Source organism: Bradyrhizobium elkanii WSM2783, from assembly GCF_000472865.1.
In the GTDB taxonomy this organism is placed as follows: Bacteria; Pseudomonadota; Alphaproteobacteria; order Rhizobiales; family Xanthobacteraceae; genus Bradyrhizobium; species Bradyrhizobium elkanii_A.
In genome coordinates, this window is the sequence record NZ_AXAP01000003.1 from 72,291 (window position 1) to 84,428 (window position 12,138).

The window sequence follows — 12,138 nt, forward strand, 5'->3', positions numbered from 1 at the left end:
AGATCCGCTCATCAGCGGCCCGTTCATCAAGACCTAGGCAGGCGCCGTTGGTTTTGCTTCCGTAATGACACGCTTTTTCTGGAACGCACTGCCGCGATAACAGATGACGCGCAGTTGCGTGAGCACGACGTGCAAGCTTCTCACGCGGCGAGCGGTGCGATTGTGCAAATCCCGCCTCGTTTTGGAAAGACATCGGTTGGACAGCTCTCCTTTACTCAACCGACCCTGGCATTCTAAATAAGGCCTTTGCCGATGACCGTTCGCAAATCCATCCGTCCCTATCATCAGCCGGCCGGCGGATGGGGAGCGCTCAAGGCGTTGAGCGAGCATCTGATCGAGCAGCGCGTTCCGATCAAGGGCGCGACGACGCTGAGCCGGATGAATCAGCCCGAAGGATTCGACTGTCCGGGCTGCGCCTGGCCTGATCCGAAGCATACGTCGTCGTTCGAGTTCTGCGAGAACGGCGCCAAGGCAGTTGCGTGGGAAGCGACGGCAAAGCGCTGCACGCCGGAGTTCTTCGCCGAGCACTCCGTCACCGAGTTGTCCGGCTGGAGCGATTACGATCTCGAAATGGTCGGTCGGCTCACCCATCCGATGGTCTATGACAGGACGTCCGATCATTACCGTCCGGTAAGCTGGGACGATGCCTTCGCGATCATCGGCCGCCACCTCAACGCACTGCCCGACCCTAATATGGCGGAGTTCTACACCTCGGGTCGCACGTCGAACGAAGCCGCGTTCCTCTATCAGCTTTTCGCCCGCGAATACGGCACCAACAATTTTCCTGATTGTTCGAACATGTGCCATGAGGCGACCAGCGTCGGCCTGCCGCAGTCGCTCGGGGTGGGCAAGGGCACCGTGCTGCTCGACGACTTCGACAAGGCGGACTGCATCTTCATCTTCGGCCAGAATCCCGGCACCAACAGCCCGCGCATGATGACGAGCCTGTGGAAGGCGTCGCGTCGGGGGGCCGCGATCATCTCCTTCAATCCGTTCCGCGAGCGGGCGCTGGAGCGCTTCCAGTATCCGCAGAATCCGATCGAGATGGCGACCTTTTCGGCCACCAAGATCAGCTCGCCGCTCTACCAGGTACGCGTCGGCGGCGACATTGCCGCGCTCAAAGGCATCATGAAGGTGATGGTCGAGGAAGATGAGGCTGCGCGCGCAAGCGACAAGCCCGAGCTCCTCGATTGGGATTTCTTCCGTGGCCATACAGCCGGCATCGAGGCATTCATCGCGGACCTGAAGGCGGCGCAATGGCCTGATATCGAGCGGCAGTCCGGTCTCTCGCGCGAGGATCTGGAGCATGCCGCCCACGTCTATCTGAAGGCCGAGCGCGCGATCATCGTCTATGGCATGGGCATCACCCAGCACAAGCGCGGCGCCTGCAATGTGCAGCAGCTTGCCAATCTCGCGCTCCTGCGCGGCCACATCGGACGCGAGGGCGCAGGCCTTTGTCCGGTGCGCGGCCACTCGAATGTGCAGGGCGATCGCACCGTCGGCATCACCGAAGTGCCGACCAAGGAATTCCTCGACCGGCTGGAGCATCGCTTCGGCTTCAAGCCGCCAGCCGCGCACGGCCACAACGTGGTGACGGCGCTCGAGGCGATGCTGCGCGGCGAGGTGAAGGTGTTCGTCGCCATGGGCGGCAATTTCGCCGCGGCGATACCGGACTGGCAGCAGACGCAGGCCGCGTTGCGCAATCTGGATCTCACGGTCCATGTCTCGACCAAGCTCAACCGCAGTCATCTGATCCATGGGCGCGATGCGCTGATCCTGCCGTGCCTCGGGCGCACCGAGATCGATATCCAGGCGACCGGACCGCAATCGATCACGGTCGAGGATTCGATGTCGATGGTTCATGCCTCCGGAGGCCGCAACAAGCCAGCTTCCGAGCATCTCCTGAGCGAGCCGGCGATCATCGCCGGAATCGCATGCGCCACCCTCGGCAACCGCAGCGTGGTGGATTGGGAGGCCTTGGTCGCCGATTACGACCGCATTCGCGATGCGATTGAGGACGTGTTCCCGATCTTCCAAGGCTACAACGCCCGCATCCGCGTGCCCGGCGGCTTCCATCTCACCTCGACGGCGCGCGAGCGCATCTGGATGACGCCGTCGGGAAAAGCCAATTTCCTGCTGTTCGAAGGATTGGGCGAAGATAGCTGTGAAAGCGATCCGGAGATGCTCTGGCTGAGCACCATCCGCAGCCATGATCAGTACAACACGACGCTCTATTCGATGTCCGACCGCTATCGCGGCGTGTACGGTCAGCGCGACGTGGTGTTCCTGAACGAGGCGGAAATGAAGAAGCGCGGCCTTGCGGACGGCGACCGGGTCGATCTCGTCACGCTCTCGACCGACGGAATGGAGCGCAGCGTGCACAATTTCCGCGTGGTCGGCTATTCCTTCCCGAACGGCTGCTGCGCCGCCTATTATCCCGAGACCAATCCGCTGGTGCCGCTCTATGCGCACGATCCCATGAGCTTCACCCCGTCGTCCAAGGGCATTCCGGTGCGGATCGTGCGCTCGGTGAGGGAGCAGAACTAAGCGGGCGCGCTCTCTCCTCCCTCTCCCCGCTCTTACGGGGAGAGGGTAGGGTGAGGGGCTGCTTCCACGGATACGGTGCGAGTTGCACTCGCGGAGGCTCCCCCTCACCCGGAATTCAAGCTTCGCTTGAATTCCGACCTCTCCCCGCAAGCGGGGGCGAGGTGGAGGTCCCGAGATCTGGTCTCGTGCTCCGCTAAAGAGGACTCACGCAGCCGCATTCTCATTCACGCCGAACCGCTTCTCGAATTCTGCGACGTTGACGATGCCGCGGCGGTGGGTGCCTTCGCCGATCTTGCGCTCCTCGTTCCAGGCTTCGACGGCGAACAGGATGTGCCTGGAATCGAGCTCGGTGACGCGGGCGGTCGCGCGTACGGTCTGGCCGATCGGAGTTGCCGCGAGATGGCGGACGTTCACCTCCATGCCGACGCTGACAAATCCCTTCGGCAGCGCCGCTGAGATGGCGGCACCTGCGGCGATCTCCATGTGCAGGATCATCATCGGCGTCGCATAGACCCGCGGCATGCCCGGAACGAAATGTCCGACCGTCAGTTCCGGCGTCACGATGATCATCGTTTCCGCGGTCATGTCGAGCTTCAATAATTCACGTGCATCCATATCCACTTCCTTATTCTGCGGCTGCCGCGACCGCTTTCTTGGCGGGCCGCTTGCCGATACTGCCGAGCCATTTGCCCAGCCTGTCGAGATAGAGATAGACCACCGGGGTCGTGTACAGGGTCAGGACCTGCGACAGCATCAGGCCGCCGACGATGGTGTAGCCGAGTGGCTGGCGCAGCTCCGACCCGGTGCCGGTTCCGACCATCAGCGGCACGCCGCCGAGCAGCGCCGCCATGGTCGTCATCAGGATCGGCCGGAACCGCATGGTGCAGGACCGATAGATCGCCTCTTCCGGGCTCAAGCCCTCATTGCGCTCGACCTCCAGCGCGAAGTCGACCAGCATGATGCCGTTCTTCTTCACGATGCCGATCAGCAGGATGATGCCGATGATGGCGATGACGGTGAGGTCCATGCGCACGGCCATCAGCAGCAATAGCGCGCCGATGCCCGCCGAAGGCAGCGTCGATAGGATCGTGATGGGATGGATGAAGCTCTCATAGAGCACGCCGAGAATAATGTAGATGACGATCAGCGCCACGCCGATCAACAGCGGGGTGCCCGACAGCGACGACTGGAAGGCTTGCGCGTTGCCCTGGAACGACGTCGCGAGCGACGCCGGCTTGCCGGTTTCCTTTTCGATATTCTGAATGCCGGCCACCGCCTCGCCGAGCGACGCGCCGGGCTTCAGGTTGAAAGAGATGGTGACCGACGGGAACATGCTCTGATGGTTGATCAAGATCGGCGCCGGCTTGATCTCGCTCTTGACGAGCTGGCTGAGCGGGACCTGCTGGCCGCTCGCGGAATTCACGTAGATGTCCTTCAGCGCCTCGGGCCCGTACTGGAAGCTCGGATAGACCTCCATCACGACGTGATACTGGTTCAGCGCGGTGAACATGGTCGAGACGATGCGCTGGCCGAAGGCGTCATCCAGCGTGTTGTCGATGGCGGAGGGAAGGATGCCGAAGCTCGACGCTATCTCGCGATTGACTGTGACGTCCAGCATCGGACCGGCGTTCGCCTGATCGCTGGCGACGTCGGTGACGAACGGCAGGCTCCTGATCCGTTCCAGGAAGATGGCCGACCAATGCGTCAGCTCGTTCGAATCCGCGTCGGTCAACGTGTACTGATATTGGGTCTTCGACAGCCGCGCGCCGATGGTGATGTCCTGCGCGGCCTGCATGTAGAGGGTGATGCCCTGGATGTGCGCGAGCTGCGGCCTCAGCCGATTGATGATCTCGTCCGCGCTCGCCTTGCGCTGTGGCTTGGGCTTCAGCATGATGAATATGCGGCCCTGATTGAGCGTTGCGGTCGGCCCGCCCGGTCCGATATAGCTCGCCACCGAATCGATCGCGGGGTCCTTCAGCAGCGTGTCGACCAGCACCTGCTGCCGCTCCGACATCGCCGGGAACGAGATGTCCTGCGCGGCTTCGGTGATGCCGACGATCTGGCCGGTGTCTTCCTGCGGGAAGAAGCCTTTCGGAATGACGACGTAGAGAAATCCCGTCAGCGCGATCGTACTCAGCATCACCATCAACGTAACGAACCGATGGCGCAGCACGACCTTCAGGCCGCGGGCATAAAGCGCGAGCAGGGAATCGAAACCCCACTCGAAGGCGAGGTAGATTCTGCCATGTTTCTTGTGGCTGTCGTCCTTCAGGAGCCGCGAGCACATCATCGGTGTCAGTGTCAGCGAGATCACGAGCGACAGTATCAGTGAGGCGGTGATCGTGATCGCGAACTCCTGGAACAGCTTGCCGACATAGCCGCCCATCAGGAACAGCGGGATGAACACCGCGATCAGCGACAGGGTGATGGAGACGATCGTGAATCCGATTTCAGCCGAACCCTTGAGTGCGGCCTGCATTGGGGTAAGGCCCTTCTCGAGATGGCGCACGATATTCTCAATGACGACGACGGCATCGTCGACGACGAAGCCGACCGCGATCGACAGCGCCATCAGCGACAAATTGTCGAGGCTGTAGCCGAGCACGTAGAGGACCGCGAAGGTGCCGATCAGCGATAGCGGAACGGTGACAGCGGGAATCACCGTTGCCCAGAGATTGCGCAGGAACAGGAAGATCACCATCACCACCAGAGCTACCGTCAGCATCAGCGTGAACTGGACGTCGGCGACGGCGGCGCGGATGGTGGTGGTGCGATCGGCCGCGATCGTCACCTTGATCGCGGGCGGAATGGATGCCTGAAGCGTTGGCAATAGCTTCTTGATGCGGTCCACGGTCTCGATGACATTGGCGCCGGGCACGCGCTGGACCGCGAGGATGATCGCCGGCTGCTTGTCATACCACCCGGCCAGCAGGTCGTTTTCCGGAGCCTCGATCGCCTTGCCGATATCCCGAATCCGCACGGGAGAGCCGTTGCGATAGGCGATGATTAACTCGTCATAGGCGGCGGGATTGAGTAACTGATCGTTGGTGTTGAGCGTGTAGGTCACGCGCGGGCTGTTGAGCGTCCCCTTCGCCAGGTCGACATTGGCGCCGGAGATAACGGTGCGGACGTCCTCAAGACTTATTCCCCTTGCGGCGAGCGCCTGCGGATTGACCTGAATGCGGATGGCGGGCTTCTGCTGCCCGCCGATGCCGACCAGGCCGACGCCGGGAATCTGCGAGATCTTCGGCAGCAGGATGTTCTCGGCATAGGCATCGACCGTGGTCATCGGCAGCGATTCCGAGGTCAGCGCGATCAGCATGATCGGCGTCTCGGCCGGATTCACTTTCCGGATCGTCGGTGGGTAGGGAATATTCTGCGGCAGATAGGGGCTCGCGGCATTGATTGCCGAGAGCACGTCGACGGCGGCGCTGTCGACAGTGCGCGAGAGCTCGAACTGGACGACAACCTGGGCCACGCCGAGCGCGCTCGATGACGTCAGTTGGGTGACGCCGGGGATCTGGCTCAATTGCTGCTCGAGGGGCGTCGCGACAGAAGATGCGATCGTCTGCGGGTCGGCGCCGGGCAATTGCGCCGAGATCTGGATCGTCGGGTAGTTGACGTTCGGCAGTGCGCCGACCGGCAACAGCGGATAGGCGGCAAGTCCACACAGCAACAGCCCGGCCATCAAGAGGACGGTCGCGATCGGCCGGGCGATGAAAGGCGCCGAGAGGTTCATGGAATGGCCTTTTGCACCGAGCTTTGCAGATCGGCTTCGGTTGCGGCCTTGCCGTGCAATTCCTTGACGCGGCTGCCCTGCTGCAATCTGTATTGGCCATCGACCACGACGGTCTCATTGGCCTTGAGGCCGTCATCGATCAGTGCCTGCCCCTGGCTGATCTGGCCGACCTTCACGGAGCGCAATTGCGCGGTCCCATCCGGCGTCACCACGTAGACATAGGAGCCGTTCTGGCCTTGCTGGACCGCGGAAGCGGCGATGGTCAGGCCGTCTTTGCGGGTTTCAAGCAGCAGGTTGACGTTGACGAGCTGGCCGGGCCAGAGCCGATGCGCGGCATTCGGGAATTTGGCCTTGAGCTGGATGCTGCCGGTCGTCTGCACGATCTCGTTGTCGACGAGGAGCAGCTTGCCTTCATCCAGCTTGATCTTGTTGTCCTGACTGTAGGCGATCACCTTCAGCGGACCCTTGGCCATCTCCTCTTGGATTCGCGGCAGATAGCTTTCCGGCAGCGTGAAGATCAGTGAAATCGGTTCGATCTGGGTGACGACCACGAGGCCGTTCGGATCGGTCGGGTGAATGATGTTGCCGACGTCGATCTGGCGCACGCCGGTCACGCCGGGAATTGGCGAAGTCAAGCGCGTGTAGCTGAGCTGGATCTTGGCCTCGTCGATCTGGGCCTGATCCGCCTTCACCGCGCTCTGCAACTGCGCTACCTGCGCCTGCTGGGTCTGGATCAGTTGCGGGGTGGCATAGCCCTTGTTACCGAGCTGGGTGTACCGCGACAGATTGGCCTGTGCGTTCTCGAGCTGCGCATTGTCGCGGGCGAGGTTCGCGGTCAACTGCTCGATCTGCGCCTGATAGGGCCGCGGATCGATCTGAGCCAACAGATCGCCGGCCTTGACGGTTTGTCCTTCGACGAAGGTGATTTGCGTGATCTGTCCCTGGATTTGGCTGCGCACCAGGTCTGTATTGTAGGCGATCACCGTGCCGACGCCGGTCAGATAGATCGGGACATCGCTGCTGGTGACGGTCGTCGCGACCACCGGGATCGGCGCCGGCTCCGGCACTGCGGCGGCTTGCTCTGACGTCAGCGGGCGCTTGAAGTACCAGAACCCGCCGCCCGCCAGCACCACGAGCAGAACGGCCACTGCGATCGCGATCTTTCGCTTCACGGCATGCCTCGTAAATGTGTTTGTCTCAACAGCCGCCTGGTGCCGCCGTCGTTGTTGTCGTGCCATCGGCCGGACAAGGCAGCGCTTCGGCCGGAGGCGAAGAACCTACTGGCGATGACGCAGGTGACGGGAACGACAGCGCCGGACTGAGACCCGCACTGCCCAGTTCAGTCGAGCCCAAGGGAACTCCGATCGGTCCCACGGATGACGATGTCGACGTCATGGGACGCACGATGCTCGTCGTGCCGTGCGCGCCGCAGCCGGCCGAGGAATGTCCCGACAGCCCGCCGCCATCGAAAACCGCTCCCGGTTTGCTGGCGGTGAAACAGTTTTCGTTTCCGAAACTCATAGCGGCGCCGGATTGCGGCAGCACCGGACTCGTGCCGGGTGTTGCAAGTTCGGTGGACCCCAGCGGAATGCCTGCCGGCCGGATGGCGGAACCCGTTGCCGAACCGAGCGGCAAGGCGAGGTTCGGAAATGGCTGCACGCCAGGCGTCGCTGCCTGCGCGGTCGCGGGTTCGAGCGAAATGGATTCGACGGCGAGCCACAGCGAAATGCAAGCAGCGAGTGCGGCGATTAGGGATCGTCGTCCGGACGTGCGCGAAAGCTGGTTTCGCCTCGACCGAAGCGGACCTGTCATAGGACAGCTCTCCGGAGGTTAAGCTCTCCGAAAAGTTACTTCCCGCCTTCCGCGACGGTATTTCAAGAACGCACGCCCCACCCGTCGAACGCACGCGGCAGATACCAAGGTATGATCGCCTTAGCCCCACAATATACGTACGTGAAAACGCCCGTAGAATGGAGCGAGCGGCGGTGCTAGATATTCTCCAAGGCACAAGTCGGAATGCGGCCGCTCCGAGGAGAGACGCTCAAGGAAGAGTGATCTCTCGATTGGTAACGTGTACAGGCCTTCCGGCGTACGGTCACCATGGCGACAGAGAGATGGTACCATGCCGCAGATTCAGCTTCGACGAGATGACAACGTTCACTTCAACGATGGTCTGCCGGTTCACGCGACTGTCCATGAAACACCATATCGCCGCAAGACAGCCGCAGCCGAACGTATCAATGAGCCGACGCAGGCGGGGCTGCTGCCCGGCCGTCCTGTCATCGATGACAGGATGGCGCTTGCCTTTGAACGCCTGCACCTCGTGCTCGCGATCGCAGCACAGGGTCACGCGGAGGGGAATGCCGCTGAGCGCGACGCGCTGCTGAACGCCGCCGGCAGCCTCGATCTCCTCCAGCACAAGGCTGCGATCGAACGGCTCAAGGATCCCGTCATCAAATGCCTGTCGGATGCGCTTGCCGACACCGGGCGGGCCTATGACCGCCATGCCGGAATTCGCGCCGATGCGCTGCGGCTCGCCGTGGCGATCAGGTTGCTTGGGTTGCAGGCCGAGAACGGGTCATTCGTCAATGATCGAGCTGTCACGACGGTTCCTGCCGAGCGACCGGTCGGGGGATTGCAGAAGTGGCGGCTGAAGCGTGTCGCCGAATATGTCGACAGCCATCTGTCGAAGAAGATCACGCTCTCGAATCTGGCGGTCGTTGCGGGATTGAGCCGGATGCATTTTGCTTCGCAATTCCGGATCGCGACTGGCCTTCGGCCGCACGAATATCTGCTGCGACAGCGCATCCGCCGCGCCGACGAACTGCTTCGGCACACGACGATGACGATCGTCGAGGTTGCCCTGAGCGTCGGATTCCAGACCCAGGCTCATTTCACCACGGTCTTCAAGCGGATCGCGGGAAGCACGCCGGCTCAGTGGCGAAACGCGCGCTCCGTTAACGGCTAGGCCTCCGGCTACGCTCGTTTGGCAGCCGCACGCCGTGCGGCCACCTGTGACGGCTCATCGCGCCGCCGCGAGCGCACGTGTGGCCTTGTCGACTTGGGCGTTGCATTGCGCGGCATCCCCTGCGCGATCGGCGGCACGTGCAAGATTGAGCGCATTGAGCACGCGTTGGAGACGCCGCCCATATTTGCCTTCGGTGGCAGCGATCGATCGCGGCGTCGGCTGGTAGTTGCGCGTCGCGTCGAGACTCTCCTTCTGCCAACCCCCGGCGCCGGCGCGTTTCTCGATCGCGGCATCGGCCTGGGCTTGAAGGCGCGCGATCGAGTCCTCGCAGGGACCGGCATGGCTTGGCGGAATCGTCAGAAGCAGGATGAGGATGGCGGCCCCGAACGGCGCGACCTTTTCCATGGGTTCGTCTCCTTGTGTGCGGCCAACTGTTACTTGGTTACCAAATGACAACGTTCGTGACGATGTCTTTCGCAATTGAACGTGCACGCGCAACCATAGGCTTTTCGAGATGACATCGCATCTGCGAAGGGAACAGGGCGTTGCTGCAGCGGTAGACTGTCTCTGACTGTCCGGTTATGTAGGGAGGCTAGGGAGGGGCCAGCCCGTGGAGACGGGCGGCCGAGACGATCATGTTCGAAGGACACGATCCCTATCTCGTCGCGCTGTCGGTGGCGATCGCGATCCTGGGTGGATATACGGGCTTCAGCCTGGCGGCGCGGATTCGCGGCACGCCGGGAGGCAGCAACCGCATCCTGCTCGCGGGCGCCGCCGCGTTTCTGGCTGTCGGCATCTGGACCATGCATTTCGTCGGCATGCTGGCGGCCCCGCTGCCGCCCGACACCGTCTATCTGGTCCTGCCCACGATCATCTCCTTTCTGATCTGCGCGCTGGTGGTCGGCATCTCCCTGTTCTTCGTCAGCATCGGCGAGCCGTCGCTCAGGCGCGTGGCCTCGTCCGCCGTGTTGCTCGGCGTAGGGATCGCCAGCATGCATTATGTCGGCATCCACGGTCTGTCCGGTCATTTCACGATCGAGCACGACGACGCATTCGTCCTGTTGTCGGTGATCGTCGCAATGGTGACGGCCTATGGCGGCCTGCGCGCCTTCCTCGCGCAGCAGGAAGGCTTTCGACTGGTTGTCAGCTCGATTGCCTTCGGTGTCGCCGTCTCCGGCATGCATTATACGGCGATGGCGGGGATGCATTTCGCACCGCTTGCGGCGGGGACGCATCAGCATCTCGGCGGCGGACTTGCTGCGTCGCAACAAATCCTTTCGATCATCGTTGCCGTGCTCTGCTTCGTGATCGCGGCTGGCTTCCTGCTGTCGCTGGTGCCGGATCCGCGCCGCCAGAATCTGGTTCCGGCGATGGCCGGCGAGGTCGCGTTGCCTGCCGATGCGCTCGTGCCCGAAACGGTCGCGGCTGCCGCTGTTGCACCGCGGCTGAGCGTGGCGCCGCTCGGCGGTATCGGCCGGCCGCCCCGTTCGGCGCCCGCGCCGCGGCTGCCGGTGGAAGGCGCCGACGGCACACACTTTATAGATATCGCTGACGTGCGCAGCGTCCGGGCCGATGCGCATTATACCCGGGTGCATGACGGGACCCGGGAGCGCATGTGTCCGTGGTCGATCTCCGAGGCCGAGGCGCAGCTCGATCCCGCTCTGTTCATGCGGGTCCATCGCAGCCACATCGTCGCGATCCCGCATGTCGCCTTCGTCCGCAGGGAGGGCGATGGCGCGATCATCGAGCTCGACGGCATCTCGCCGCATCGCGTCCCCGTCAGCCGCGCCAAGATCGCCGAGGTCAAGGCGCGACTCGGTCTCAGCCGTCGCCATGCCTAGGCCCGGCTCCGGCCAATAGGTCGCTGCGGTTGACGCAATTCGTGTCCCGCCATCCGCATTTCGTGCGAAAAACCCCATTCCGTGCCCGAACGATTGCGGTCGGGAAAAACCGGAGAGACCGTCCTGCCAACGTCCACGCGCCCGACCGGCGCCAAAGGACGATTGGAGGAAACGATGATCCCGGGACCTTTCAGCTATCACCGGCCGGCTACCCTGGCCGGCGCGGTCAAATTGCTGGCCGATCTGGGCGACGACGCCCGGCCACTGGCCGGCGGGCACAGCCTGGTGCCGATGATGAAGCTGCGGCTCGCCACGCCCACTCATCTGGTTGATCTTCACGGCGTCGCTGATCTCAAGGGCATCAGCCGCGACGGCGACACGATCGTGATCGGGGCAATGACAACCCAACACGAGCTGCTGACGTCCGGGGACATCCGGCAATCTCTGCCGATCCTGCAGGAGGCGGCAGCCCTGATCGCCGATCCCCAGGTGCGCTACCTCGGCACCATCGGCGGCAATGTCGCCAATGGCGATCCCGGGAACGACATGCCGGCGTTGATGATCGTGCTCGGCGCAAATTTCCGCCTGAGCGGACCCGGTGGTGAGCGCGAGGTCGCGGCGAGCGAATTCTATCAGGGCGCCTATTTCACCGCGCTCGAGCCCGGCGAAATCCTGACATCGATCTCCATTCCGGTGCCGCCGGCCGGTCACGGCTATGCCTACGAGAAGCTGAAGCGCAAGGTTGGCGATTACGCCACCGCTGCCGCAGCCGTCGTGCTGACCATGGCAGGCGGCAAGGTCGCGACCTGCGCGATCGGGCTGACCAATCTGCACGAGACGCCGCTGCTCGCGACGGACGCTGCGAACGCCGCGATCGGCAGCAATCTCGATGCGGCTACACTGAAGCAAGCCGCGTCCGCCGCGGAAGCGATCATGGCGCCGGCGGCCGACGCCCGAGGTCCGGTCGAATACCGCAAGCATGTCGGTGGCATCATGGTGATGCGCGCGCTGCAGCGCGCCGCTGGCCGTGCGGCATAGAGGGA

At 63.0% G+C, this 12,138-nt stretch carries 8 protein-coding genes; 4 read left to right on the top strand and 4 right to left on the bottom strand.

Annotated elements, in window-relative coordinates:
- Positions 1-252 precede the first annotated feature (252 nt).
- Positions 253-2,547: an FdhF/YdeP family oxidoreductase gene (locus tag YY7_RS0104370; protein WP_028162155.1), complete on the top strand. Its 2,295-nt coding sequence runs from the start codon at positions 253-255 to the stop codon at positions 2,545-2,547.
- A gap of 204 nt (positions 2,548-2,751) precedes the next feature.
- Here the strand turns inward: YY7_RS0104370 and YY7_RS0104375 are convergent, their stop codons facing one another.
- The 3 genes from YY7_RS0104375 to YY7_RS0104385 are packed head-to-tail and all read right to left on the bottom strand — an operon-like array spanning position 2,752 to position 7,458.
- Complete coding sequence (locus YY7_RS0104375; protein WP_028162156.1) at positions 2,752-3,162, bottom strand: thioesterase family protein; 411 nt, start codon at positions 3,160-3,162, stop codon at positions 2,752-2,754.
- 10 nt (positions 3,163-3,172) lie between these two features.
- A complete protein-coding gene (locus tag YY7_RS50720; RefSeq protein WP_035689242.1) occupies positions 3,173-6,286 on the bottom strand; it encodes an efflux RND transporter permease subunit in 3,114 nt (1,037 codons plus the stop codon).
- Positions 6,283-7,458: an efflux RND transporter periplasmic adaptor subunit gene (locus tag YY7_RS0104385; RefSeq protein WP_028162157.1), complete on the bottom strand. Its 1,176-nt coding sequence runs from the start codon at positions 7,456-7,458 to the stop codon at positions 6,283-6,285. The genes YY7_RS50720 and YY7_RS0104385 overlap by 4 nt, the downstream gene beginning before the upstream one ends.
- A gap of 950 nt (positions 7,459-8,408) precedes the next feature.
- Here YY7_RS0104385 and YY7_RS50735 point away from each other — a divergent pair.
- Positions 8,409-9,254, top strand: coding sequence for a helix-turn-helix transcriptional regulator (locus tag YY7_RS50735; RefSeq protein WP_245287195.1), 846 nt, complete (start codon positions 8,409-8,411; stop codon positions 9,252-9,254).
- A gap of 54 nt (positions 9,255-9,308) precedes the next feature.
- On the opposite strand, the gene YY7_RS0104400 is transcribed toward YY7_RS50735, so the two are convergent.
- Complete coding sequence (locus YY7_RS0104400) at positions 9,309-9,659, bottom strand: hypothetical protein (protein ID WP_028162158.1); 351 nt, start codon at positions 9,657-9,659, stop codon at positions 9,309-9,311.
- 230 nt (positions 9,660-9,889) lie between these two features.
- Here YY7_RS0104400 and YY7_RS0104405 point away from each other — a divergent pair, with 230 nt between their 5' ends.
- Both YY7_RS0104405 and YY7_RS0104410 read left to right on the top strand, forming a co-directional pair.
- On the top strand, positions 9,890-11,095 hold the full coding sequence (locus tag YY7_RS0104405) for an MHYT domain-containing protein (protein WP_028162159.1): 1,206 nt from the start codon (positions 9,890-9,892) through the stop codon (positions 11,093-11,095).
- A gap of 174 nt (positions 11,096-11,269) precedes the next feature.
- The gene (locus YY7_RS0104410) at positions 11,270-12,133 is read left to right on the top strand and encodes an FAD binding domain-containing protein (RefSeq protein WP_028162160.1); all 864 of its coding nucleotides are present in this window, start codon (positions 11,270-11,272) and stop codon (positions 12,131-12,133) included.
- Positions 12,134-12,138: the final 5 nt, after the last annotated feature.

Excerpts from the sequence above, each read along its gene's own strand:
- YY7_RS0104400 (WP_028162158.1), bottom strand. The coding sequence starts at position 9,659 with ATGGAAAAGGTCGCGCCGTTCGGGGCCGCCATCCTCATCCTGCTTCTG.
- YY7_RS50720 (WP_035689242.1), bottom strand. The coding sequence starts at position 6,286 with ATGAACCTCTCGGCGCCTTTCATCGCCCGGCCGATCGCGACCGTCCTC.
- YY7_RS50735 (WP_245287195.1), top strand. The coding sequence starts at position 8,409 with ATGCCGCAGATTCAGCTTCGACGAGATGACAACGTTCACTTCAACGAT.
- YY7_RS0104405 (WP_028162159.1), top strand. The coding sequence starts at position 9,890 with ATGTTCGAAGGACACGATCCCTATCTCGTCGCGCTGTCGGTGGCGATC.
- YY7_RS0104375 (WP_028162156.1), bottom strand. The coding sequence starts at position 3,162 with ATGGATGCACGTGAATTATTGAAGCTCGACATGACCGCGGAAACGATG.
- YY7_RS0104410 (WP_028162160.1), top strand. The coding sequence starts at position 11,270 with ATGATCCCGGGACCTTTCAGCTATCACCGGCCGGCTACCCTGGCCGGC.
- YY7_RS0104370 (WP_028162155.1), top strand. The coding sequence starts at position 253 with ATGACCGTTCGCAAATCCATCCGTCCCTATCATCAGCCGGCCGGCGGA.